Origin of the sequence: Malonomonas rubra, from assembly GCF_003247215.1 — a bacterium.
GTDB classification, from domain to species: Bacteria; Desulfobacterota; Desulfuromonadia; order Desulfuromonadales; family Geopsychrobacteraceae; genus Malonomonas; species Malonomonas rubra_A.
Window position 1 is genome coordinate 38,629 of the sequence record NZ_QKAP01000028.1, and the last position, 25,230, is coordinate 63,858.

A 25,230-nucleotide genomic window follows, 5' to 3' on the forward strand; every position below is an offset into this window, starting at 1 on the left:
AACTAATGTTTTTTGTTGTGCGCTATGGTATCATTTGTCGCGATTAATGGTAGAGTTCTAAATCGTTGTTGCCCGCAAAAATGTAATATCCTGGGGGGAGGTTGGAAACAGCGACCAGTAAACAACTTTGTAAACTATGTTGCTAATGGAGGGAAGACGATGCAACAGACTAAAAAGCTGATTTTGACCTGCTTCGCAGTCGCTTTGCTAGTGGCTCCGGTAATGGCTGCCAATCCGCACAAGGAATATGTTCAAGGCGAATTTAAAACGGGCCCGGATGTCACAAAGGTTTGCTTGGAGTGCCATGAAGAACAGGCTGAAGCGTTTATGAAAACCAGCCACTGGACCTGGTCACTAGAGCAGGTAATCAACGGCAAGAAGGTACAGGCAGGCAAGAAGAACACATTCAATAACTACTGTACCCAAATTAAGTCCAACGAGCCTTCCTGTAACCGCTGTCACGCCGGTTACGGCTGGGAAGACGATAACTTCGATTTCACCGACAAGACTAAGGTCGACTGTCTGGTCTGTCACGATACCACCGGGACCTACCTCAAGGCGCGCGGTGGAAGGGTTTTTGAAGGGCTTAACCTGTTGCGGATTGCCCAGAATGTCGGACAGCCGGTACGCGACAACTGCGGTGCCTGCCATTTCTATGGTGGCGGTGGCGATGCGGTTAAGCATGGTGATCTCGACTCCTCTATGGCCTATCCGGAGAAAAAGGTTGATGTGCACATGGGGCTAGACGGCAAGGATTTCGCCTGCCAGGCTTGTCACGTGACAAAAAATCACGTTATCCCCGGTAACTCGCTCGGTGTTTCGCCGGGTGCCGAAAGCCAGCTCAGTTGTGAGGACTGTCATACCGCGGCCCCGCATGAAGAGAGTCGTCTGAATGAACATGTGGCAAATGTTGCTTGTCAGACTTGTCACATTCCCTATTACTCAAAAGAAATTCCGACCAAGCTCTGGTGGGACTGGTCGACCTCCGGTGATGATGACCGTAATGTCACCAAGGACAAGTATGGCAAGCCGCTTTACGTAAAAAAGAAGGGCGATATGAAGTATGGCAAGAACGTACCGCCTGAATATGCTTGGTTCGAATCAGGCAAAGCTGTCAACTATGTGCGTGGACAGAAAATAGAGGATCCGAGCAAGGTACTAACGATTGCTGGACCGACTTCGACCATTAAGGACAAAAAGGCTCGGATTTATCCGTTCAAGGTTATGCGCGGTAAGCAGGCTTACGATCCAAAATACAAGAACTTGCTGGTTGTTCATCAGATAGATGATGATGGCTACTGGCATACCTTTGATTGGAAAAAGTCAGCGGAGATCGGTATGAAGCAGGCAGGCTTGCCGTTCAGTGGTGAAGTTGGTTTCGTTGAGACTCGTATGTTCTGGCGGATCAACCACATGGTTTCTGAAGCAAACGTTGCGCTCAGCTGTCTCGATTGCCACGGTGATAAGGGGCGCATGGATTGGAAAACCCTTGGCTACTCAGGTGACCCGATGAAAAATGCCAAGTGGGCACGCGGCAAATAACTACATCGTAGCTGATGGATAACGAATGGGGCTGTTCCTTATGGGGCAGCCCTTTTTCTATTTGAGATAAATAGATTAATGTCGGCAAGTCGATATTGACAGGTGGCTGAGTTTGTCTTGGCTCAACAGCTGTTGGGGTAAGTGGTGGCGGTAGCTCACCCATCCAGAATTCGTTGACCAGACCTTATCCAGAAGTTTCATGCACGACAATAAAAACCCCCCGCAATTGATGAGGTTACTTGGTTAGTAGATTTATGCGAGCCTTCGTTGATCTTTATAGCGTTTCATATGGAGGTTCAGGCGAGGTTTATCATGAATAAGAAGGCCTTCGCAGAAAATTCGAGAGCACGACTAGTGTTTGCCGAACTCATCGTCATATAAAGCTATCGTCTGTTTCAATTTTGGCTCCGATGGCAGTTGCTGTCCACAGTCGCAGGATATTCCTGCTGCTGGTTTGGCGGTTGGTGGGATACCCGTAAAGGGTTGAGCATTGCGAGCAGGCGGCTTGCCTGGTCGCCGAGTTGCTAGGTGGCGGAAGCGTTTTCTTCAGCGGTCGCTGTATTTGCTATATTACCTGATCAATTAGTCCTAAGTCTTGGTTGAGTTGCGCGGTGCCTTCAGCCTGTTCATGGGAAGCTGAAGCAATATCTTCGGGCAAGTCGGAAACTTTTGATCCGTTCATTGATCGATTCGGGAGCTTCTGCCGTATGCTGGCTATTTCACCTCTGCGTTCGGTTTTTTGCACCGAGTCGGCGATCAGGTCAGCTGTTTCCTGGCCCTCCTTAGCTCTGCACGCCACCAACTGACCTCTTCTGCAGCCCACCGCAAAGCCTTTACAGTGTTGTCCAGCCTGTGCCTCCTCGATGGCTGCATCGAGGGCAAGGAGTTTCGTCTGGAAGGCGATTTGGTCAATCACCCTGATGATCTATGTTCTGACCAGCTCACTGATCTCCTCCATCGCGGAAACCGTTTGCCGCATTCGCAGGTTACCGTTTTCCGCTGCGTTTTTCGCTTCACCGTAGAGTTGGTTGACTTGGCTGGCATTGTTCGCATTTAGCTTGGTTTTGCTGGACATCTCGTCCAAGGAACTGGAACTTTCTTCCAGTTAAGCTGCGGAGTCGGTTTTTCCTCTCGAGAGGGCTTGTGAGAAAACAGCGCCTGAGTTGCGGCCGGAGGGAATCTGCTGACCCACCGACTGGATGGAGCTCATGGTGCTGTTAAGGTAGTCCTCCCGTGAATTCAGGACGCTACGAATTTCGTCCTGACTGTCGCGAGGCTGAATTTCGAAGCATGAATTCCCAGAGGCGAGTTTTTTGCCGGTGTTTTAAAAACAAAAAAGACCCCTGAATTTCTTCAGAGGCCTTTTGTAGATTTATTAATAAATTTATTATTTATTCGATAGTTATCGCTGCATCTTCAATGATCAGATCGTATTGGTAACCGTAACCGAAATCTTTGTCGAGAGTCAGGGGGCCTTTGACCAATACTGTGTCACCGACTTCCGCTGTGATATCGGTCGTGACGGTCAGGTCATGGGTCCCTGCTTCAGAGTCGCCACTGCCGTCTTGAATGTGGAGCCAGTTCTTGCCCATGATTTTCGGGCTGAATTTAACGACCTTGCCGCGCAAAGTAACCTCTTGGCCGGACAGGTTGGCTTTGTCGCCGAAGATCTCCCCGACCGTTAAACCTCCCTCAGGCTTGGCAATGTTCGTCAGGTCAACATCGTCTGCAGCGGGCGCCTTTGTTTTTTGCGATTGGTCTTCCTGCATGCCTCCTTCTGCCATCGCCGAGTCAGGCGAGCTTGCATTCAGAATCGAGTCGACAAAGTAAACAACGGAGAAGTCGCGCTCCAGAGTCTTACTGTGATAGTTAGTCATCGGCATGCCGTCCGGAACCACAACCGAATCACCAACCGCTACGGTAAATGCTGGCGCAGCTGCCCAGATCTTTTCAGTGCCGCTATCAACCTGTACATAGGTGTAGCCGGCAGCGTTCATGGTTTCTACGACGGTTCCCGATGTCCCACCAGACTTATTTGCTGCCGGTGCGGTCATTGCTGCGGGGGTCTGCTCTTGAGGGGCTTGAGCCACAGTGCTTGTTGGTTTGTCTTGGCTGCAAGCAGTAAGAGTGAGTGCAGCGATGGAAATAGTGATCAGTGCTAACGATTTTTTCACAACAATATCCTCCAGATGATAGCCTCTTTGGCTTAGTTTATCGATTTTCAGGAGACGATAACATAGACGAGAAAATATGTACAAGCGCTTAGATGGTTGTTACTGCTTTTCTGTGGCATTGCACAGGACACGTCCGTATAGATGAGAAACGTTCCGTAATCGCTTTGTTATTTCGCGATTCCTTTGCTGAGGCAATTCACGCCATTGCCAGTTTCCGAGGCTTATTCCCGGTTGATTCATGCGCGATTTGTCATCCAGTCCGAGCAAATCCTGCAGTGGCAGGATTGTCAACCGGGCAACGCTGGCTAAAGCGGTTTCGATCAAAGTCCAGGGCATCTCTTCACAAGGGCGTTTTAGATAGTCCTTTACTCGCTGTTGACTTTTGCTATCGAGAGAGCGCCACCACGCCAAGCTAGTGCTGTTATCATGGGTTCCCGTGTAGACCACCGAGTTTTGCAGATGATTATGTGGCAAATACGGATTGGAAGGTCCCGAATTGAAAGCGAACTGCAGTATTTTCATTCCGGGTAGGTTGAACTGATCCCTCAATTGCTCGACATCGGCTGTGATCACCCCCAGATCTTCGGCGATAATCGGCAACTCAGGCAGTTCGTCGAGCAGGCGTTGGAATAGTTTTGCGCCAGGCACAGTGGTCCATTTGCCATTGATCGCTGTTTTTTCCTCCGCAGGGATTGTCCAGCAGGCGGAGAAACCACGGAAATGGTCCACCCGGATCAGATCAAACAACTGAAGATTCCAGCGGAAACGAGCGCGCCACCAGGAATAATCGTCCTCGGCCATCCGTTCCCAGCGGTAGAGCGGGTTGCCCCATCGTTGCCCGATTTCACTGAAATAGTCTGGGGGGACGCCAGCTACAAGGGTCGGCAAATCGTTCTCGTCCAAGTAGAAGAGGTGTCGGTTGGCCCAAACATCTGCCGAATTTTCTGCGATGAAGATCGGTAGGTCGCCGAAAATTTTCACGCCCTTTTGATTGGCGTATTTTTTCAGTTCGAACCACTGCTCGAAAAAAACAAACTGAAGGTATTTGTGCCAGGCGATCTCATTCTGCAGCTCCATTCCCCATTTGTGCAGAGCCGATTGCTGTCGTTGGCGAATTTCCTGTGGCCATTGTTGCCAGCCTCTTTTCTGCTGCATTTGGCGCATCGCTTCGAAAAAACAGTAGTCGTTCAGCCAATAGGACTGTTCGCGACAGAATTGCTCATATTTTTGCCGCCGTTCCGGTGTTGCCGCTTCAGCGAACTGGATACAGCCGAGCCGGAGCAGACTCAATTGTTTATCTGCGGCGGGAAAGTCCACTTTATTGCTAATTGCTGCCGCTGGAGGCAGTTTGTTGGTCTGCAGGTCTCCTGCCGCAACCAGTTTTTGCAGGTTGATTAATAGTGGGTTGCCGGCAAAGGCCGAATAGCAGCTGTAAGGACAGTTTCCGTAGCCGGTCGGACCAAGGGGGAGAACCTGCCAGACCGATTGTCCTGCGGCAACCAGCCAATCAACAAAGTCATATGCCTCCTGGCCAAGAGTGCCTATCGGCTGGGGGCCCGGAAGAGAACTCGGATGCAGTAGAATACCGCTTTGCCTCGTCGTTAACATTTTCACTCCTGTCTACTTCGTGATTAAGGAGTTTAGCAGTTGTTGGTAGCTTTGCAGACAGAAAAAAAAAGCTTTCCATGATTCATGGAAAGCATTTGGCAAAATCACGGTTATTTTTTTGTCAGGTGCCTATATAAGATTTTATCAGCTGTGCCATTTCGGCCGACTTGAACGGTTTGGTAACATACTCATTGGCCCCCACCTTTTGTCCACGTTCCATATCTTCGGTGGTTTTCTTGGCAGAAACCATAAACACCGGCATTTCAGCCAAAGTTGCATTGTTGCGGATATGCTGGCAGATCTTAAAACCATCCATATCAGGGAGGACGACATCAAGAAGAGCCAGATCCGGCGCCTCTTGCGACAGCACCCTGAGTGCCTCAATACCGGTGCTGGCTTTCAGTGGCTCGTAACCGAGCAGCTTCAGCATGGTGGATGCAAGTTCGAGGATTGGTTGACTGTCGTCAACGACAAGAATCTTCTTTTTCAAAAAGGTATCCTTCCCCCTTGCATAGTATCCTGAGGCTAAAATGAGCAAAAGCTTAATATTCTCTTATGTTAGCTTATGGGCGAAAAATAAACAAGTATTAGCAAATGGATTGATCATTCTTCCGGATCAAAGTCGGATTATTCGATGCGCCTGCATCTGCGCTTCAGCGATCTCGAGCATGTTGGTTACACGCCCCACCTTGAGCTTTTCTTTCAAATTGTAATAATCAAGACAAAGTCCACAGGAGGCGATGTCAACCCCGCGGCAGGCCAGAGAATTCAGAGCTTCCAATGCTTCGGAACCAGCGCAGACCAACTTGACGCCGCTGTTGACGAAAAGAATCAGGTCGGGTAGGGAATCAAGCTCAAGCAGGGTAACAAAAAAGTTTTTCAGCAGAACTTGGCCGAACTCTAGGTCGCCACTACCCATCTGGTCGCTGGCGCAGAAGATCACAACATTGCCTCTAACCGTTGCTAGTATCGTTTGTGGTGCTTTTTGTTGTTGGGGGCTGTCGGGAGTCAGTGTCAGTCTGTAGTTCGGTCCCTCAGTCTCCCAACTGGTCAGGTAGCCCATTTTTTCTGCCAAACGGATAACATTTTCTTTGGCTGTCTGGTCGCCGACCAGAACGGAAAGAATTTCATCTGGTGTGGCAAGAATCTGCTTGCGGGTTTCTACGACCGGGTGTGGGCACTGGAGTTGGCTGTAATCAAGCTGAATCATTTTGGTTCTCCGATTGTGAGTAGTAATAAACAAGAGGTTATGATATCGCTCATGAAAAGTCTACTCTGGGGTAAAATTGAAAAAAAAGCCCGGCTGGAGCCAGCCGGGCTTTTTTTCAAGATGTAACTGTACGCGATACGGTTAGAAACGATATCCAATTCCCAAAGATACGCTGTACATCTCTCCGTCCTGATCACCATAGACATACGGCTGATCATCGACAAATAGATCATACCCTGCCTGAGCAGTCAGATACAGGGCAGGAGAGAAAGAGTAGCTCCCTCCGATGTTGACACTAACCTGCTGGTATTCCAGGTCGGAGTAGGTTTCAACTCCGGTCATGGTGGTCACGTCATAAAGTGCCAACAGAACCGGATCGGTAGCTGTCGGATCGAATCCATCCGGCCACTGCAGGGCGAAGCTGTTCATGCCGCCTTCAGTAAGGTTATAGATGGCGTTGGTGAACAGGTTAAGTTTCTCGGTTGCGTTGTAGTCAGCGCTAAGAGAAAGAGTGTGGGCTTTGGTTTGATACTCGACGTTTTCACAGGTCGTCCCGAACTGGGACGATACGATGACACCACCTCAGCCATCATAGAAGCCTTGGCAGAAGGCTGTTTTTGCACGCTGATCAAAGTAATTATAAGCCATAGTAAAATTCAGGTCAGCCGTTGGGGCATACCAGAATGTCAGGCCGGTGTTATAAGTTTGTTGTTCCCATTGAGAGTGATTCAGGTCATTCTCTTCGTCTTTGTACCGCAGATTGAGGGTTGCAGCAAAATTCCCCTTTGGCGCCCAGGTGCTGGTGACTTTCAGTTGATGGACTTTTTCCGGCTGATTGGTTAAATCAGCTTCGCGGGCATCGTAAAAGGTTGTCCCGTAGAGAGCCGAGTTGCCTCCAACAATATAACCGGGTACGCCAAATTTGGCCTGAAGAATATTATCGCCAACAGGGACCAGCGCCGCTTCAGGGTTGTGGAAGGGGTTGTCAATATCTTCGAACGTGTAGCTAGCCCGCAGTGACAGCTTGCGGTTTAAGCGGGTGTTGATGCTGGCTTTATAGGTGTGAGCAGTGGTTTCAGAAAAATCGCCGTCGTCACGATCCTCGTTCTCGTACTCATACTTTAGGCGCAGGGTTGTTTTTGCCGCCAGGCGATAGACCGCATTTAATCTGGCAGTCAAAACATCACGGCTGCTGAGCGATTCCAAGTCGGAGGTGAACAGCCCCGTGTTGGTCGCATCGTAGGTGATGCCGGCTGAAGGACTGGTCGGGGCTGTTATGGTCTGGAAGGTAGCGCTGATGTCATCAGTATCTATTTTCTCCGCTTTGATTCGGGCGCTCACCTTCAGTTTTTTACCGAAACGGGTTGTTGCTTTCAGCCCATAGCCATCATAAGTAGTCGTAATTTTTGACTTGTTTAGGGTAAAGATTCCCGGTTCATCGGTCTTGTTACTTTCGACTTTGCTGGTCACATAGCTGCCGATCAGCGTGGTGTCTTTTTCCAGATCGACGCGGGCTTTGACCAAGTGGCTCTGTTTTTCCGATTCCGGGACTGTGTCTGCTGGCAATAAGCCATCATCGTAATCGTAAGTGATGCGGTCATCGAAAATCGTGTTGCCGAACGGTTGACCCGGTTTCATGCTTGAATCATAAATACGGGTGTCGGCAGGCCCGGTGTCGAACTTACGGTCTAGAAACTCATAACGCACGGTCAGTAGCCCGAATTTTCCGGTAACCCCGGCGGTAAAATCTTCGGTGGTTTCATTAATTTCTTTGCTCTCACCAGTAACGTGGCAGCTTGAGCATTTACTCATGCTGATTGATTGATCGGTCCCTTCGCGTTTCTCGTTACGGTAACCGACGTCAAAGGTCACATTGGGCATGGCTGGAACGGTCAGCTCTGCATCGGCTTTCCATTCCTTGCGGGTAATGGAGAATGCCTGTTCAGGGACCAAGTCTTCCGCATACATTGAAGCACCGCCGGTCTGAATAACATAATCGTCGACCCCATCCGCGACGGTCGAAAAGTCTCCTGTATCCGAGCCATAGAGGACAGTATTGGTTGCGCCGTCAACCAGCACGAATGCGGGAACCAGATCAGGAGTTACCGCAGCAATTGGAACCGGTTCATGCGTGGTTTTGTTCATGCCGCCACGGACGAGTGCGGCATCCATGTAATCAAGCCGGTCATGGTCAAGACGATGTTCAAGGACGTTGTATTTAAGAGAGCCTTTAAAAATACGGTTTAAATCGATCAGACCCTCGACTTGCTGGTTTCGTGCGCCTTTTAAGTCGCCAGTCGCTTCCGCTACTACCCCATTTTTCGGGTGGAAGCTCAGGTCGAACTTGCCGGTTGCATTCGCACCATCTTCATTTTTTGATGAGATGTATTCATTGACTCTGGAGCTGCTATCGGTAAAGTCAACTGCTGTCCCACCCAACTCAACTGAACCGGAAAAGTCATCACCGGCAGCGAACAGTGGCAGAGGTATCAACAGCGCAACGATGGACAGCGCCAGGAGCCATTTGCAAATAGCTTGCATGTAAATCCTCCTTGCTGTGATTGCTTAGCGGGTTAGCCCATGGCCACTGCCTACGGCATCGCCATTACTGTCTGTAACCGGAGCGGACTGTGAGGGTAGATCTGAACCATGAACCACAGAATGACAGGTGGTGCACTTGGTCAGGAACCCTTTGCGCCAGCCGTCTGCTCCAAACGTATTGGTGAAGGGAACAGTGACCGGATCAAGGCCAAGACCAGTCAGGAAACTGTTCGAGGCGGCTGGCGTCAACGCTGTCCCAGGAACCGGGTTGCCATTAGATGCATCGTTGGTGATCCAGTCGTAGGCAGCCAGATTGGTTGAGCGAAGCTCATCCAGCTTGTTGCCATCGAAGGTAAAGGTGTCACCAACATCGACTGTGCCGCCGATACGCGCGGCATGGAAATGGCTTTCATGGCACTGCAGACAGAGAAACGGTTCGTTCTGCTGCAGCAGGTTGTTGGCAACCGTGCCGTGAGGATCGTGGCAAATCGAGCAATCTTCTTCAACCGGTGCATGTTCGAAAACAAAGGGACCCTGGTAGCGGCTATGGCAGTTCAGGCACAAGTCGCGGGCCTGTTCGTCGGTTGCAAGTTCGCCATGAGGATTATGGCAGTCGTTGCAGGACATTTTTCCCTCTGCAACCGGATGGTGCGAGGGCAGGTTCGCCTTGGCGCGTTGTTCCTGATGACAGCTGTAGCAAAGCTCTGTGCCCGTCTGCTTCAAGTACGCTTTTCCGGAATTCTCGGCATGCATGCTGTGACAGTCGGTGCAACTCAGATCGGCCAAAGCGTGCTCGCTGAAGGTCCAATCCATCAGCTCTCCGTCGGTATGACATTTGGCGCAGATGGCTGCTGTTTCTTCCGATTTCAGTTCAAGCGGACGCAGAATCTTCGCAGTGTCGCCACCGCCATCGACGTGTAAGCTGCCCGGTCCATGGCAGGATTCACAGCCTTTTTGGGCACCCATCAGTTCAAAATCAGCCAATCGGCCATGAACATTATGGGTAAAACTTGCAGATTTGTTTTCGTGGCAGCCAAGACAGGTTTCCTGTCCGACATAGCTAGCACCCTCTATCACTGGCATGGTAAGGACCTTTTCACGGATCGTTCCTGTTGCGCAGGCTGCTAGTAGCAGCAAAGCAAACAAGCTCGCCAGTTTGCAGGATAGGGGGCCGGAAAACTTTTGTGACATATTGCCTCCTTTTAGTTATTCCAAATCTCTGATGAAGTTGCAGCTAGTTGTCTCTGCTGCAGCCGACCCAAACGGCAAATATTTTCTCCTTTTCCGAACGGGTGTGTTCTGGGATGGTTTACGTTTGAGAAAAAAACTGGGGAAAGTTAAAGTCATTAGTTGTAGCCAATATGTGTAAATCAAATGACACCTGTACGTTTCTATGGAAAATCTCGATGAGATTATATTTTTTTAAAATTGAGTTGAAGCGAAACATTTTAATGGCTATATTAGGAATGTTAATAGATCCATATTTAAATATTTAGGAAATTGAATGGATACTAGGTATCTGAGAACGCTTGTTAAGGCAGTTGAAGCCGGGAGCTTTTCCAAAGCCGCTGAAGAGCTGAACCTTACACAGTCAGCAGTTTCGCAGCGGATTAAGTTTCTTGAAGAGCGCTTCGGCCACAAGCTGCTTGATCGCTCCGGTTCCAAGCTGGTATTAACATCGGCCGGTGAACTGGTAATGGAGAGTGCGCAGCGGGTGCTTGCGATTCAGGACACTCTGATTAGCGATCTGCAGCGGTTGCACAATAAACAGCGAATTTCACTCTGTTGCACCCCGACCTTCGGGACCGTCTATCTGGCCTCTGTTCTGAACTCGTTTATGTTGGAAAACAGCACTACTGTTGATTTGAAGTTTCTGTTCAACAGTCCCGATGATGCTATCGAAGGGGTACGAAACCATGAATTCGATCTGGCCGTCATCGAGCATTGCTGTGAGACTGATTTGAGCGGCCTAATGATCTGTCCGCTACCGAATGATAAGTTGGTCTTCGTCAGTTCCCCGTCCTTAAAACTTCCGCCGCCCCAGATTGAGCTTCAGACTTTGCTGGAGATGCGGATTTTGACCCGAAAGGATGGGTGCAGTTCGAAGCGGCTGGTTTGCGCTGGTCTGGAGAAGGCGGGCAAGCAACTGGAGGATTTCAACGGCGTCGTGACTTCGGATGACCTGCACCTCACATGTCAGACCGTACTGAATGGTGGTGGGATTTCATTCATGTCGAAAGAAATGGTCAAAGGTTACCTTGAAAACGGTCAGATGGTAGCGCACGAGGTAAAAGACTTCCCTCATGAGCGGTGCCGAAGCGTAATTCTGGATAAAGATCGGATTGAAGACAAACTGCTCCGCAGCTTTGTAAATTGCGTATTCAAGGAATTTAAGATGCCGTTACCATTTGGCTAGACCACTTAGCCGATGCTTGAAATAGCGCTGAACTATTTAATTTTCATTTCCATTGGTTGGACTTCTGGGGCGGGTCGATATGGTCGACATATTCCATTAGGCTGTTGAAACTGAGCAGTCGGGCCAGCGGCGGCTGAGCAGGAACGGGAACAACAGAAAATATATCGCCGCAGCAACGGCGCAAAGCACTAGTGACAATGTAAAGGTCAGGTAGAGTCCTGCTGCCGCAAGCACAATCCAACCTAGCTCGAACAATAATTCGCCGATCGGAGTTGCCGGATAGAAAACCTGTATCCCCCTAGCTTATGACACATGAAGCTGTAATTGTGGATGATGCCGGCAACGATCAGCAGTATCGCTGCCAGCTTTGCGCTATTCAACATCTTTATTCCATCCGTTTCAGCTCAACAACTGTTTCCACATGCGCTGTCTGCGGGAACATATCAACGGGCTGGACCTGTTCGATCCGGTAGCCGTTTTCGACCAGTACCTTCAGGTCGCGGGTCAGGCTCTCGGGGTCACACGAAACATAGATGATCTGCTGAGGGGTAATGCCGCAGAGGATCTGCAGCAGTTCCTCCGAGCAGCCTTTGCGCGGTGGGTTCAAGGATACCAGCCGCACCGGGTGTAACTGTGCGGCCAACTTCTCCAACTGCTCTGCTGCATCCCCCGCAACAAAACGGCAATTGTCCAGCTCGTTAAGGTTGGCGTTGTCGGCCGCATTTCGCACCGCCTGTTCAACATATTCGATACCGACCAACTGTCTGGCATCTTTGGCCAGATGCAGACCTATCCCACCGATCCCGCAGTAGAGGTCGATGACGTTATCTTTTTTGCTCAGGTTCGCCCATTGGCGGACCAATTGGTAAATCCGGACCGCCTGACGGGTATTGACCTGAAAAAAAGCTTCAGGTGCAATCCGCAGGCGAATCCCGCCGACCTGCTCGATCAGGTCGGGCAGACCATGCAGTTTGATGGTCTCCTGGCCGAGGATCACGTTGCCGGTTGAGCTGTTGATATTCTGGTGTACGCCTATCACTTCAGGTACTTTGCGCATCAGCCATTTGGCCAGCTTCGGTAACTGCTGCAGATCGCGGAAGTTGCTGACAAAGGTGACTAGGGCCTTGTTGTTCTCCGGGCTGACCCGAATCAAAAGATAGCGTAGCAGCCCTTTTTTATGTCGGCTGCTGTAGACCGAAATCGACTGGCGTTGCACCTCTTCCCTGACCACATTGATGATCCGGTTGATAAGTGGATGATGTATCGGGCAATCGCCGGTATCGACGATCTCATGACTGCCGCGTTGGTAGAGGCCGATCAGCACCCGCTCCCGTTTGCGACCGAAAACCAGTTTGGCGCTGGCGCGGTATTCGAGCGTCTGTTCAGCTGGAAGGGTTGGGTGGACCAACCCCTCGCGAAGCAGGTCATGATCGGCCAGCGCGTTGGTCACCCGTTGTTGTTTAAAGTCCAGTTGCCCCTGGTACTTCAAACCGATCAACGGGCACCCCAGACAGGTAAACTCTTTTTTGCAGGGGTTATTGGTGGTGCGTTGCGGCGCGTTGCGCAAGATTTTCCGCAGCCTAGTGTAGATGTGAGTCCGCCCTTCGTGTTCCACCTCGGCGATCACCGTTTCACCCGGCAGCGCTCCTTGCACCAAAGCTATTTTCCCTTCGTGCGGGGCCAGGCCGATTCCCTCATTGTCGAGGTTCTCGATGGTCAGTTTTAAGGTAGGGCGCGGCTGGATTTTCTTCGCTTGTTTCTTCTTCACACAAATTCTTTCTTTTGGTTGAGTTGCACATTGGGGATTCGCAGGGTACTCCCGGTTTGTGAACAAAGTCAATCGACAGCTCAGTGCATGGATGTAACAGGCTATTTTATAATTTGTTTCAGGCTTGGGGGATTTCGGCTTATTTGATTATAGCCGAGTTGTCATTACCCTTTGCAATTGTGCCAGCGTTTCGAACCCATTTTGTTTTTGAGGGACGCCACTCCATTCGGCAGGATGAGTTATGTTTTAGAAAACAATTATCGGTTTGCTGAGCTGCTGCCTGATTTGTGGCAATATCTGGGCGGAGGAACCTGAGCAGGCTTTGCTGAAAGTTGTCTACAACCGGGGAATCGCGCCGATAAAATTTACCGAGGAGTCCGGCAAAGCCTCCGGTTTGTTGAACGAGTACTGGCGGCTGCTGGCGGAAGAAACCGGCCTGAACCTTAAATTTGTAGAGGTTGAGACCTTTGCCGAATCGCTGGATATGGTGAAAAGTGGTGTCGCCGATTTGCACACCGGCATTTTCTATACTGAGGCATCGCTGTAGAGTATTTGCAGCGGTTGGCTGGCAGGGTCGATATTCTCAACGCTGTCCCCTTTTCTGGTGCTGATCTTGTGAAGGACGGGGGGAGGGGACGCGGTTAGTATTTGGTAGTTCCAGTCGGCCAACGTGTTGATCGCTGATGATGTTAAGGGTAACCGACGATTGGTGATGGGGCATTTCAAAGACAGCGCCGTCAGTTTCCATGAAGCGGGCAACGGCAAGGAGGCGTTCGAATTGCTGTCACAGATCTCGGTAGATATGGTACTTATGGATCTGCGTATGCCGGTGCTCAACGGATACGAGACGATCACCGCCATGAAACAGGATGAGAGGCTGCAGAGGATCCCGGTGGTCGCTTTTACCGCCTCGGTGATGGGCGAGGATCTGGAGAAAGTGAACCAGTACGGCTTCGACGGTTATCTTCGCAAACCAGTGAGTCGGGAGAAACTATTTCGGGTCGCTGCAGAGTTCCTCCCATTGGCGAAACCACAGGAGGATGAAGCGGCAATCGGTATCGAGCCGGTTGATATTGCCCTGCAACAGCTGCAGGCTGATTGTGCCCGGGAAGTTGTTTATGAACTGAAAAAGGTCTGCACGGGGGCCTTGAGCCGCAGGATCAAATTCAAGATCCAGTTTTTATGCCAACCGGCACTGGTGGTTGCCAACAAATTGCATGTCGAGCAGGTATTGCTGAATATGCTGATCAACGCCCAGCATGCGACACTGGGAAATAGCAATGCCGCCGCTGGCAAGGGGCGTATAAAATTAACGATTGCCGAAGCGAAGTCCTCACCGCCGGAAGAGCTGGACCCCAGCCAGCGACATCTTTGTCTGAATGTCGAGGATAACGGTATCGCCATGTCAGCTGAAATACGGGAGCAGATCTTTGAGAAGTATTTCACTACCCGCAGTGACGAAGGTGGAAGCGGGCTCGGCCTTGCGGTTTGCCAGGATATTGCTTCTGCTCATGCCGGTGTGATCGAGGTCGAGTCGGATCCGGGTGGGCGGAACCGCCTTCCCTGTCTTTCTGCCGTTTCATGAAAGATACACACGAAATATGTCATTTGGGGGAACCCCCTTTTTTTCAAAGCTTTTGCTATAAACAGGATTAAACAAATGCGACGTAGATCCCGTCAAATCAAACTGGGCGATCTGGGAATTGGTGGTGACGCGCCGATCAGTGTGCAGTCGATGTGCAATACTGATACCCGCGATGTACAGGCAACGCTAACGCAGATCGCGCAGTTGGAACAGGCCGGTTGCGAAATTGTTCGATGTGCGGTTCCCGATCAGCAGGCCGCCGATTGCCTTGGGGCGATAAGGCAGGGCTGCAGGATTCCGCTGATCGCCGATATTCACTTTGATTACAGGTTGGCGCTGACTGCCGTCGAGCAGGGGGTGGATGGCCTGCGCCTGAATCCTGGCAACATCGGTGAGCGCTGGAAGGTCGTAGAGGTGGTTGCCGCCTGCCGCGAACGGCAGGTGCCGATCCGCATAGGGGTCAATGGCGGTTCGCTGGAGAAGGAACTGCTGGAGAAATACGGCCACCCGACTCCCGATGCTATGGTCGAGAGTGCCCTTAGTCACATCCGCATTCTGGAAGATCTGAACTACCAGGAGATCAAGGTCAGCCTCAAGGCGTCCGATATCCGCCGCACTGTCGGCGCCTACTGGCGGCTAGCGACCCAGGTTGACTATCCGCTGCACATCGGCATCACCGAGGCAGGCACCACTTGGAGCGGTACGATCAAAAGCGCCGTTGGTTTGGGGGCTCTGCTTTACGAGGGGATCGGTGATACCCTGCGGGTTTCTCTAACCGGTGATCCGGTCGAGGAAGTTCGGGTTGGCTTCGAGATCCTTAAAAGTCTGGAATTGCGCGAGCGCGGGCCGGTGTTTGTCAGCTGCCCGACCTGTGGCCGCTGCCAGATCGATCTGATCGAGATCGCCGAGGAGGTTGAACGCCGCCTGCATGACCTGCCGAAAGCTCTGACCATCGCTGTGATGGGCTGCGTGGTCAACGGCCCTGGTGAGGCCCGCGAAGCCGATCTCGGTATTGCAGGAGGCAAAGGGCAGGGTCTCCTGTTCTGTAAAGGAGAGGTGCTGCGCAAGGTGCCGCAGGATCAACTGGCCGACGCTCTGGTGTCCGAAGCCTGGAAGATGGTTGAAGAGAAGGACTGAGTTCGCTGATGAAGATCGCCCTGCTCGAACCCTTCATGGTCGGGTCGCACGCTACCTGGGCCAAAGACTTTGCAGCGCACAGCCGGCATCAGGTGGAAATCCTTTCTTTGCCAGGGAACCACTGGAAGTGGCGGATGCATGGCGGCGCGGTGACATTGGCGCACCAGTTTCTGGACGGTGGCTATCGCCCCGATCTGCTGCTGGCAACCGATATGCTCGACTTGACATCTTTCCTCGCCCTCACCCGGGAAGTGACGGCCAATATTCCGGTTGCGCTCTACATGCACGAGAACCAACTCAGCTACCCCTGGTCGCCGACCGATGTCGATCCTGCCCTGCAGCGTGATGCCCACTACTGTTTTATCAATTATATCTCGGCATTGACGGCGGATGCGGTGCTTTTTAATTCTGATTATCATCGCAAAGATTTTCTTGCCGAACTGCCCGGTTTTCTCAACACCTTTCCTGACTACAAAGAAGTCGATAGCGTTGATAAGATCGCGGAAAAATCACGGACCCTGCACCTTGGCCTTGACCTACACAAGTTCGATCGATATCGCTCAATTGTGCAAGAGCAACAAAGCCGGTCGCCATTGATCCTCTGGAACCATCGTTGGGAGTACGACAAAAACCCGGACGAGTTCTTTCACGCCTTATTCACTTTGCAAGAGCGGGGAATCGATTTTGAACTGGCAGTACTTGGCAAATCGTACCGGAAACAGCCGGGAATTTTTGCCGAGGCCAGGAAACGCCTCGAAATGCAGATCGTTCATTGGGGTTACGCCGAGACCTTCGCCGACTACGCCGGTTGGCTATTGCGAGCCGATATCCTGCCGGTTACCTCGGTACACGATTTTTTCGGCATCAGTGTGGTTGAAGCGATCTACTGCGGCTGCTATCCGCTACTGCCGAAGCGGATGGCATATCCTGAGCACATTCCGGAAGAACTGCGTGACAATCATTTCTACGACAATTCCGACGTTTTGGTTGAGCGATTATCGCAACTGTGTCAGCAGGTGGAGGTGCGGGAGGAAAACCTTTCTTCTTTGGTCTGCCAATATGACTGGTGTGTACAAGCACAAAAATACGACGATCTTTTTACCGTTTTAGCTTGCCGGTAAAGATCCACTGCAGAGCATATTTAAGATTGCTTATCAAGCCCGATGAAGGCAGAGCAGCCCACGCTTGGTCTGGTGTGGGCTGCTCTAATTCAGGGCAAACAATATTCCGGCTAGAAATCTATAGCGAGTGGATTGGAGTCACCAGGGGTGACGCTGAAAGTAGTACTTATGGTGCTTTGATTGCTGATAGTTCCGTCGTCCTCTTCATCGTAAGTTGTCGCCACGACCTTGTAGTCACCAACCGGAAGAACCAGGTTGTAGATCCCATTGGCGGCGATCTCAAGTGTTTTTACGTTAATTATCTCTTCTGGATACACTTCACAGAGTCCTGCCTGGCGAAAATCGATGGTGGCATACGGGTTTGTGGTTGTGTCTATGCCATTCACTGTGGCAGTGATTGTTCCGGTTTCTGTGGTGGCAGTCAGGGGGAAATCGACTGTTGTCAAGGTGCCAACTTTCGGTTTGATGGCCGTGCATGATGGCTGATAGCCAGTACGATAGGCGACCAGGTTGTAATGGACGTTATCCAGTTGCTCAGGTAGGTTTAATAAGTAGTTGTACAGACCGCCACTGTCTTCGAGAGCATCTCCCGTAGTAATGGTACTGCGTACCATCTCGACTTGGGTGCTATCATCATCCGTGTCACTATTGTAGATTTGGGCGCTGACCAGAGCTTCTCCCAGCACTGAATCGTTTGCATCGTCACTGACCAGCCCGCTGACCACCGCGGAGTCGACAGTTTCTAACACCTTGATCGTTGGTTTGAGTAGGTATTGCCCGCTGGAACCGGCCTTGACGACCGATTTCATCGCGTCGAAATCGAGAATCAGTTCGGTGGTCTGGTTCTCCGAGATGTCAAAACCGGAAACCACTTTAATCCCGGAATTGAAGCCACTGGGAACTGTCAGCTCTATTTCGTTAGGGATAAGGCTCTTATCGATCAGGTAGTTGGCGTAAGGATGCAATTTCTCCAGGATGTTGGCGGCGTTGGGCTCCGCTGTTTTGCCAAGGATCAAGCGTAGCTGGGTATAGTGCCCAGTATCCAGCGTCTTGATCCCGAGCTCCTCTCGGACGCCGTTGACGAGTGAGAGCAGGTTGTACGTCCCCTCCGGGCTGGCCACTGTTTGCCAGCCACCACTCTCTGAGTGGACATCGACGCGGTCTATGGTGACATAAATGGCTTTGTAGTCCTCGGTGGAGTTGTCGGTCAGGGATGTTTGGAGGGTGCCTGTGCTTGTCGAACTTGAACTGCCACCGCTACCGCCACAGGCGGTAAGCAATAGAATCGTCAGCGTGACGGTTAAAAATTGCCAGAATTTTGCTGAATAACTTTTCATTTGAGACCTCCTTGTGAATGAACATTGTGAAAAAAAGAGCAATGTAGCTGAAATGATTGTTCAAACAACATGTTCAAACAAGTATAGTTGATCTGGATGCAATTGCCTAGTCGCTTGCTTTTCAGTGCGAAACGGGTTAATTTTCCCTTCTTTTCTTTCAATAAAGTAAATGATCAATATATAGAACCACTGAACTTCAAACGAGGACAGGACTTTTCTCATGCGTTACACCCAGTACCTTTTGCCGACTCTCAAAGAGAACCCGGCCGATGCCGAAGTGATCAGTCATCAGTTGATGATGCGCGCAGGTATGATCCGCAAGGTCGCCGCCGGCGTATATAGTTATATGCCGTTCGGGCTACGGTCGATCCGTAAGATGGAGCAGATCATTCGCGAAGAGATGAACAAGGCGGGCGCGATCGAATGCTTGATGCCGATGGCCAACCCCGCCGAGCTGTGGCAGGAGTCGGGACGTTGGGAAAAGTACGGCAAGGAGCTGCTCCGTTTCAAGGATCGCAAGGAAACCGATTTCTGTATGGGGCCGACCCACGAAGAAGTGGTCACCGATATAGTCCGCAATACAGTCAAGTCCTATAAACAACTGCCGCTTAACCTGTACCAGATCCAGACCAAGTTCCGAGACGAGATCCGTCCTCGTTTCGGGCTGATGCGCGGCCGCGAGTTTATCATGAAAGATGCCTATTCTTTCGACTTGGACGATGCCGGGGCCGATGCCTCCTACAGCAAGATGTATCAGGCGTACCGTAACATCTTCAATCGCTGCGGTCTCAAATTCCGAGCCGTCGAGGCGGACAGCGGGGCGATCGGCGGCAGCTTTTCGCACGAGTTCATGGTACTGGCCGAATCGGGCGAAGATGCGATTGTCTCCTGTGATGCCTGCGAGTATGCCGCTAACGTCGAAAAGGCCGAGCTGATCTATCGCGAAATCGCAACTCCACCGGCCACAGCCGAGTTGCAGAAGGTTGATACCCCGGGGCAGAAGACTATTGAAGAGGTCGCGAGCTTTCTCAAGATAGAAGCGAACAAGCTGGTCAAGACGTTGATTATCCAGACCTCGGACGATGAAGTGGTGGCGGTGCTGCTGCGCGGTGACCGTGAACTGAACGAGATCAAGCTGGCCAACCTGCTTGGTGCCGACTGGGCGCTGCCAGCGGAAGAGCATGTCGTCAAAGAAGCGACCGGTGCTCCGGTCGGCTTTGCTGGGCCGATCAATTTGAAAATACGAGTCATTGCCGACAGCGAAGTGCAGGCGATGGCCGATTTTGTGGTCGGTGGCAACGCTGTCGATATCCACTACACCGGGGCAAACCTAGGGCGCGACTTCGAGGTCAGCCAGTTCGCTGACCTGCGCCAGGCGGTAGCTGGAGATCCCTGCCCGCGCTGCGATTGCGGCAAGTTCGAAAGCTGGCGTGGCATCGAAGTGGGGCACGTGTTCAAGCTCGGTACCAAGTATTCCGAGGCAATGAATGCTGTCGTGCTCGACGACGAAGGCAAGACTCGCACCCTGGTGATGGGCTGCTATGGGATCGGCGTCGGCCGAACCGTGGCTGCGGCGATCGAACAGAATCACGACGGGCATGGTATGTGTCTGCCGATGCCGCTGGCGCGGTTCCAGGTGTTGGTGTCGATGGTGAACCCGAAAGATGATGCGGTTCGAGAGGCTTCGGAACAGCTCTACCAGGAACTGCTCGACCTCGGTGTCGAGGTGTTGCTCGACGATCGCGACGAGCGTCCCGGCATCAAGTTCAAAGACGCTGACCTGATCGGTGTCCCGTTGCGGCTCACCGTTGGTGCCCGCAACCTGAAGGAAGGCAATGTCGAGCTGAAGGTTCGCGCCACGGGTGAGATGTCGCTTCTGCCGCTGGCCGACGCGGCCAAGGAGTTGCAGCGTCATGTTGATGCTGCACTGGCAGGTTAACGACGTACGGCTGCGGAACTTTCGATGACAGAGTTGAAAATCAACAGCGATGGCCAGTTAAAATTGCCGCTGGCTTTGCGCCATCAATTACGGGACGCGCCGCTTAAGGCCCTCTCGAACTCCGCCGGGCACCTGTTGCTCGGCAGGGCGGAAACGACGACCCCGATCTTGTTAGCCGGGGTTCTGGGTGAGTTGTCGATACCGGACCTGCTTTCTTTCTTTAATATGTTCCGTAAGACAGGAATCCTCCATTTCGATCTGAAAAACGGCAGTAAGTCCCTTTACTTTCAGAAGGGAGAAATTGTCTTTGCCACCAGCACCTTCGCCAGCGAGGAGCTGGGCGAACTCTTGTTCTCTCTCGGCAAGGTAGAACGCGAAGCCTTGCAGCAGCTACGCAAACAGGCGCGCGGCCGGAAATCTCTCGGCAAGCTGTTGGTCGAACGTGGACAAGTCGCGCCGAGCGACCTTTGGCGGGCGGTTCGCAGTCAGATTGAGGGAATTGTCTATAATCTGTTTGCCGAGCAGCAGGGCGGTTTCCACTTTGAGTCACGGGCGCTCGATCAGGAGCAGATCCTGCGGCTTTCGATGAGCACGCAGAACCTGATTATGGAAGGACTGCGACGGCAAGACGAAGAAGCGCTGTTTATGCGCCGGATTATTTCCCTCGAATACTATCCAACCTTGACTGGAATGATTGCCGATGCGGTTAACCTGCCGCAGAGCGAGGTCCGCCTGCTGAAACTGGTCGAAGTTGAAGTGATGACCGCGCAGGAGGTGTTTCGCAAGGCTGGGATGAGTACTTTTGATGGTCTGCGCAACCTTTACTCATTGCTGGAAAAAGGGTTGCTTCAGATGGCAGAGACTCCGGTGAGTGAAATCGGGGGCGAGTTGGGGCAGATTCTGATCGCCTATAACAATCTACTTAAGGTTCTTTGCCAGCGGATGTTGAAAGATGATATAGCCTTTCTGCAGCGAATTTCCCAGTTCCTGGCCGAATTGCAGCAGCCGTTTTCTTTTGTGCTGCGCGATGTTGAACTGCTTGAGGATGGCACCCTCGATGGCCACACGATCGTTGAAAACCTGAACGGTCTGGAAGAAGGAGACAAGAGGAAGCTGCTGGCCGATTCCCTCTGCGAGCTGGTGTTTATGATAACGACGGTGGTACGCGGTGAACTGGATGGCGAAGATGCCCGGCCGTTGGTTGCCCGCGTCCAGGAAGTGACCACCCGGGTTCGGGAATTGGTCGAGAGAGATTGAATAAATGCAAAATGCTAAGCAACGCCTGATTTTTGCCCTCGATGTCGATGAGTTCTCTGCTGCTGAAAAATGGGTTAGCGAGTTGCATGAAAATGTCGGGCTGTTCAAGATCGGCAAACAGCTGTTCACCAAATGTGGACCGCAGGTTGTGCAGATGGTGCGGGAGCGTGGCGGCGAGGTGTTTCTTGATCTGAAATATCATGACATTCCCAACACTGTGGCCAAGGCGGCTGTAGAGGCCTGTAAGTTGGGGGTGCGGATGTTCAACGTGCATGCGCTCGGTGGACCGGAGATGATGAAGAAGACCGTGGAGGAGGTGGATGCCTGGTGTGCCGCGACCGGCAACCAGCGACCGATTATGTTGGCGGTAACTATCCTCACCTCGTCAACGGAAGAAACCCTGCGCGCGGTTGGCATTGACCTCCCGGTGGCCGAAATGGTGCCGCGTCTCGCCAAACTGGCCAAGGATGCTGGTTTTGACGGTGTGGTCGCTTCGCCGCAGGAAGTCGAGCTGATCCGGGCTGTCTGCGGTGAGGATTTTCAGATTGTGACTCCAGGGGTGCGGCCGAGCTTTGCCGCACTGGATGATCAAAAGCGGGTGACGACCCCTGCCGCCGCTATTACTGCCGGCGCGACCGCTCTGGTGATCGGCCGTCCGATCTCTGCCGCCCCCAATCCTCTCGATGCTGCCGGCCAAATCCTCGCCGAGATCGACGCGGCTCTGGCAGCGAAATAGATGGCAGATTTTCTTTACGGGGTGAATCCGGTTCGCGAGGCCTTGTCTGGCAGCGGCCGCAGACCACAGGAGTTGCTGCTGGTTAAGGGCGAACGTTCGGCGCGTCTGGAAGATCTTCACGAACTGGCGAATACCAGACAGGTGAAAACGGTTTTCCGCGAACGGCGTGAGCTTGACCGGTTGGCCGGGCATAATCACCACCAGGGAGTGCTACTGAGCCTTGAGCCATTCAAGTATTGTGATCTTTCAGAGTTGCTCGATAGTTGGCGGGGGACTGATCGCAATGCGTTCTTTCTACTGCTTGACGGTATTACCGATCCACATAATTTCGGCGCGATTCTACGCAGTGCCGAAGTGGCCGGTTGTCATGGTGTGATCGTCCCTAAAGATCGTTCCTGTCCGGTGACCCCGGTGGTGGAAAAGACCGCCGCTGGTGCCCTTGCGTATTTGCCTCTTTGCCAAGTGACTAATTTAGCTCGTACGATCGAGGATTTGAAACAGGCCGGGATCTGGTGTTATGGCCTCGCAGGTGAAGAAGGTGCACAGAATCTTTATGAAACCAACCTGCGCGGGAATTTAGCGCTAGTGGTCGGCAGTGAAGGAAAGGGCTTGCGCGAAAACATCCGCAAACATTGTGACGGACTGTTGTCGATCCCGATGCAAGGCCGGGTTGGCTCGCTAAATGCTTCGGTTGCCTCGGCTGTGGCGCTGTTCGAAGTGTTGCGTCAAACTGGGCAGAAGTAATATTTCCCACTGGCTTCACCTTTCTTGATAGATGGTTTGCCTGAACAAAAGTAGGTCCCTTCCATTGCCTCTATAAGCCTGAGCATTCGTTCCCGGACGACAAGTATGCCGATTCGAACTGGGCATATCCCCAAAATTTTATTGGTTTCAAGCTATTTTCTGGTTTTTGAGGGAAGGCTTTCCCGGTTTTTTGAATAAGGGCCAGTGGCTTGAAGGGGAACTTTTTCGGCAATTCGAGACTGGTAGGTATTTATAAAGTCTGCGGGTTTTCCTTTTATAGGACTTTTTCTTTTTGACTGCTTGCCTGAGGGCATATTCGTTGGCTTGTGCTTTGCATAGTTTGGAGGCCACTTTGGAGAATGCGGAAAATTGATTAAATGGCCAACGAGAAAGGGGACGCAAATCATGATGCAGCAGTCATCGCAGGTACGCAGTGAGCGGAATGACAGGAGTGAGGTCATAGGGACTGGTACGCTGAAGGGGTTAGTACCTGGCTTGATCGTACTCTTTTGTCTGGCGCTACTGTTCAATGCTCTTCTCTGGCTGTTGCCGCCCGCCGACTTGTTGGGTGTCTTGAAGAGGTTTGCTGCCGGGCTTCCTGATTGGCTATTTGACGTAGGTGGTTTGCGGGTGATGCTTGAACATGTCGAGCTGCACATGCTTTCGACGCAGTGGACAATAACTCCAGAGTGCGCGGTGTTGTCTGCCGGTTTGGTGTTTGTCGTCTTCGTGCTGGTGTTTCCTACTACCAAAAAGGCGAAGAAGAATGCATTGATTTTCGGGCTACCATTGTTGCTGATTGCGAACCTGATCCGCTGGTGGAGTTTGGTCTGGTCAGGAGATTTATTGTTGTGGAAAACCAATTTTTTTTATGACTATATCGGGCTGGTAATCTTTGTGCTACTGGTCGCCCTTGTGTGGTTCGTCGGAATTGAACGTAGCATAAAATATGAAGTTTAGCTTTATTCGGAGCTGAGGCTGCCCATTGTCAGTTTTCCCACCAGAGAGAAACTTCTGGTCCTTTGCCTGAATGCCCCCCTTCCCCCGAAAAAAACGGGTGAAAACAGTATCTTTTTTGCAGATTCAAAGTTGGGGCATTTTTTTCTCCTTTGCGCTTGACAACCTATTGTCGATGCACTATAAAACCCACGCTGCATCGCGCCGGGATGATGTTGTTTGCAAACAGGTTTTTTTTCTTGCAATCGGCAACCTCCTGAGGTATAAGTCCCGTCTTGTGCTGGCGTAGCTCAATAGGCAGAGCAACTGACTTGTAATCAGTAGGTTGGGGGTTCGATTCCTCTCGCCAGCTCCACTGAAATACAAGTGGCTGCAAGGCCTGACAATAGAATATAGAAATCCCTTGGAGGGGTTCCCGAGCGGCCAAAGGGAACAGACTGTAAATCTGTCGTCAGTGACTTCGGAGGTTCGAATCCTCCCCCCTCCACCATTTGAAAGCATGCCGGATGAAGCCCGGTTGCTGTGCGCCAGGAGACGGGGTCGTCGTAGGAACTGGGGCAGAGCCGCGTGGACTCCAATCCGCACATAGAGCAGAGTAAGTTTGGGCGGGAGTAGCTCAGCTGGCTAGAGCATTAGCCTTCCAAGCTAAGGGTCGCGGGTTCGAATCCCGTTTCCCGCTCCATTAATCTGCTCCGCAGTAAAGAGGCAAGGTAAGCCCTCATAGCTCAGTCGGTAGAGCGCATCCTTGGTAAGGATGAGGTCACCAGTTCAAATCTGGTTGAGGGCTCCAGTCTTTTCTGCGGGGGTTTTTGTGTTTATACTTAGTGACTTGTGGTCGCGCAAAAAAACTAAATAACAAGCTGTCGCTACAAAAGACAAAACTACAAAGGGAGGATCATCATGTCCAAGGAGAAATTTGAGAGGACAAAGCCGCACGTCAACATCGGGACCATCGGTCACGTTGACCACGGTAAGACCACTCTGACTGCAGCAATCACCAAGGTTCTGGCGGAAGCCATGGGTTCTGGTGTGGTTAAGGCGTTCGATCAGATCGATAATGCTCCGGAAGAGCGCGAGCGTGGTATCACTATTGCTACCGCTCACGTTGAGTACGAGACTGCGAACCGTCACTACGCTCACGTTGACTGCCCGGGTCAC

General features: G+C 51.7%; 22 protein-coding genes and 4 tRNA genes. 16 read left to right on the forward strand and 10 right to left on the reverse strand.

What is annotated here, in order from left to right; all coding sequences use genetic code 11:
* Positions 1–159: 159 nt before the first annotated feature.
* Positions 160–1,542 (forward strand): tetrathionate reductase family octaheme c-type cytochrome, encoded by a 1,383-nt coding sequence (locus Q7J88_RS02895; RefSeq protein ID WP_303720653.1) that lies wholly within the window; start codon positions 160–162, stop codon positions 1,540–1,542.
* 565 nt (positions 1,543–2,107) lie between these two features.
* Here Q7J88_RS02895 and Q7J88_RS02900 read toward each other — a convergent pair.
* The 8 genes from Q7J88_RS02900 to Q7J88_RS02935 form a co-directional block, all read right to left on the reverse strand.
* Positions 2,108–2,458, reverse strand: a complete 351-nt coding sequence (locus Q7J88_RS02900; protein WP_303720654.1) for a methyl-accepting chemotaxis protein — start codon at positions 2,456–2,458, stop codon at positions 2,108–2,110.
* 9 nt (positions 2,459–2,467) lie between these two features.
* Positions 2,468–2,617, reverse strand: coding sequence for a hypothetical protein (locus Q7J88_RS02905; protein WP_303720655.1), 150 nt, complete (start codon positions 2,615–2,617; stop codon positions 2,468–2,470).
* 316 nt (positions 2,618–2,933) lie between these two features.
* Entirely contained in the window at positions 2,934–3,716 is a 783-nt protein-coding gene (locus tag Q7J88_RS02910) for a hypothetical protein (RefSeq protein ID WP_303720656.1), read from the reverse strand.
* Between the two features lie 99 nt (positions 3,717–3,815).
* The gene (malQ, locus tag Q7J88_RS02915; RefSeq protein ID WP_303720657.1) at positions 3,816–5,324 is read right to left on the reverse strand and encodes a 4-alpha-glucanotransferase; all 1,509 of its coding nucleotides are present in this window, start codon (positions 5,322–5,324) and stop codon (positions 3,816–3,818) included.
* A 121-nt stretch (positions 5,325–5,445) separates the two neighbouring features.
* Entirely contained in the window at positions 5,446–5,814 is a 369-nt protein-coding gene (locus Q7J88_RS02920; protein WP_303720658.1) for a PleD family two-component system response regulator, read from the reverse strand.
* Between the two features lie 126 nt (positions 5,815–5,940).
* Positions 5,941–6,534, reverse strand: a complete 594-nt coding sequence (gene yedF, locus Q7J88_RS02925) for a sulfurtransferase-like selenium metabolism protein YedF (RefSeq protein WP_303720659.1) — start codon at positions 6,532–6,534, stop codon at positions 5,941–5,943.
* 141 nt (positions 6,535–6,675) lie between these two features.
* Positions 6,676–9,075 (reverse strand): GSU2204 family CXXCH-containing (seleno)protein, encoded by a 2,400-nt coding sequence (locus Q7J88_RS02930; RefSeq protein ID WP_303720660.1) that lies wholly within the window; start codon positions 9,073–9,075, stop codon positions 6,676–6,678.
* Positions 9,076–9,099: 24 nt separating this feature from the next.
* Positions 9,100–10,266, reverse strand: a complete 1,167-nt coding sequence (locus tag Q7J88_RS02935; protein WP_303720661.1) for a GSU2203 family decaheme c-type cytochrome — start codon at positions 10,264–10,266, stop codon at positions 9,100–9,102.
* Between the two features lie 313 nt (positions 10,267–10,579).
* On the opposite strand from Q7J88_RS02935, the gene Q7J88_RS02940 reads away from it, so the two are divergent.
* Complete coding sequence (locus Q7J88_RS02940; protein WP_303720662.1) at positions 10,580–11,491, forward strand: LysR family transcriptional regulator; 912 nt, start codon at positions 10,580–10,582, stop codon at positions 11,489–11,491.
* Between the two features lie 385 nt (positions 11,492–11,876).
* On the opposite strand, the gene rlmD is transcribed toward Q7J88_RS02940, so the two are convergent.
* A complete protein-coding gene (rlmD, locus tag Q7J88_RS02945) occupies positions 11,877–13,259 on the reverse strand; it encodes a 23S rRNA (uracil(1939)-C(5))-methyltransferase RlmD (RefSeq protein WP_303720663.1) in 1,383 nt (460 codons plus the stop codon).
* Between the two features lie 265 nt (positions 13,260–13,524).
* Between rlmD and Q7J88_RS02950 the strand changes: the two genes are divergently transcribed.
* The 4 genes from Q7J88_RS02950 to Q7J88_RS02965 all read left to right on the forward strand — a co-directional run bounded on the left by Q7J88_RS02950 (position 13,525) and on the right by Q7J88_RS02965 (position 17,102).
* Positions 13,525–13,806 (forward strand): transporter substrate-binding domain-containing protein, encoded by a 282-nt coding sequence (locus Q7J88_RS02950; RefSeq protein ID WP_303720664.1) that lies wholly within the window; start codon positions 13,525–13,527, stop codon positions 13,804–13,806.
* Between the two features lie 123 nt (positions 13,807–13,929).
* Positions 13,930–14,844: a response regulator gene (locus Q7J88_RS02955; RefSeq protein WP_303720665.1), complete on the forward strand. Its 915-nt coding sequence runs from the start codon at positions 13,930–13,932 to the stop codon at positions 14,842–14,844.
* A 75-nt stretch (positions 14,845–14,919) separates the two neighbouring features.
* A complete protein-coding gene (gene ispG, locus Q7J88_RS02960; RefSeq protein WP_303720666.1) occupies positions 14,920–15,981 on the forward strand; it encodes a flavodoxin-dependent (E)-4-hydroxy-3-methylbut-2-enyl-diphosphate synthase in 1,062 nt (353 codons plus the stop codon).
* 8 nt (positions 15,982–15,989) lie between these two features.
* Positions 15,990–17,102 carry a DUF3524 domain-containing protein gene (locus Q7J88_RS02965; RefSeq protein ID WP_303720667.1) on the forward strand — a complete coding sequence of 371 codons (1,113 nt, stop codon included), beginning with the start codon at positions 15,990–15,992 and terminating at the stop codon, positions 17,100–17,102.
* 110 nt (positions 17,103–17,212) lie between these two features.
* Here Q7J88_RS02965 and Q7J88_RS02970 read toward each other — a convergent pair whose 3' ends face one another.
* The gene (locus tag Q7J88_RS02970) at positions 17,213–18,439 is read right to left on the reverse strand and encodes a DUF4382 domain-containing protein (RefSeq protein WP_303720668.1); all 1,227 of its coding nucleotides are present in this window, start codon (positions 18,437–18,439) and stop codon (positions 17,213–17,215) included.
* Positions 18,440–18,659: 220 nt separating this feature from the next.
* Between Q7J88_RS02970 and Q7J88_RS02975 the strand changes: the two genes are divergently transcribed.
* The 10 genes from Q7J88_RS02975 to Q7J88_RS03020 all read left to right on the forward strand — a co-directional run.
* Positions 18,660–20,378, forward strand: coding sequence for a proline--tRNA ligase (locus tag Q7J88_RS02975; protein WP_303720669.1), 1,719 nt, complete (start codon positions 18,660–18,662; stop codon positions 20,376–20,378).
* Between the two features lie 24 nt (positions 20,379–20,402).
* Complete coding sequence (locus Q7J88_RS02980; RefSeq protein WP_303720670.1) at positions 20,403–21,635, forward strand: DUF4388 domain-containing protein; 1,233 nt, start codon at positions 20,403–20,405, stop codon at positions 21,633–21,635.
* A 4-nt stretch (positions 21,636–21,639) separates the two neighbouring features.
* Entirely contained in the window at positions 21,640–22,371 is a 732-nt protein-coding gene (pyrF, locus tag Q7J88_RS02985) for an orotidine-5'-phosphate decarboxylase (protein ID WP_303720671.1), read from the forward strand.
* Positions 22,372–23,115, forward strand: a complete 744-nt coding sequence (gene rlmB, locus Q7J88_RS02990; protein WP_303720672.1) for a 23S rRNA (guanosine(2251)-2'-O)-methyltransferase RlmB — start codon at positions 22,372–22,374, stop codon at positions 23,113–23,115.
* Between the two features lie 405 nt (positions 23,116–23,520).
* Entirely contained in the window at positions 23,521–24,075 is a 555-nt protein-coding gene (locus Q7J88_RS02995; protein ID WP_303720673.1) for a hypothetical protein, read from the forward strand.
* 276 nt (positions 24,076–24,351) lie between these two features.
* Positions 24,352–24,427: transfer RNA gene (locus tag Q7J88_RS03000), tRNA-Thr, on the forward strand.
* Between the two features lie 50 nt (positions 24,428–24,477).
* Positions 24,478–24,562 (forward strand) — tRNA-Tyr (locus Q7J88_RS03005).
* A 115-nt stretch (positions 24,563–24,677) separates the two neighbouring features.
* Positions 24,678–24,754: transfer RNA gene (locus tag Q7J88_RS03010), tRNA-Gly, on the forward strand.
* Between the two features lie 32 nt (positions 24,755–24,786).
* Positions 24,787–24,862: transfer RNA gene (locus Q7J88_RS03015), tRNA-Thr, on the forward strand.
* A 110-nt stretch (positions 24,863–24,972) separates the two neighbouring features.
* Positions 24,973–25,230 (forward strand): GTP-binding protein (locus Q7J88_RS03020; protein WP_303720674.1); only part of this gene is annotated, 258 nt, incomplete at its 3' end.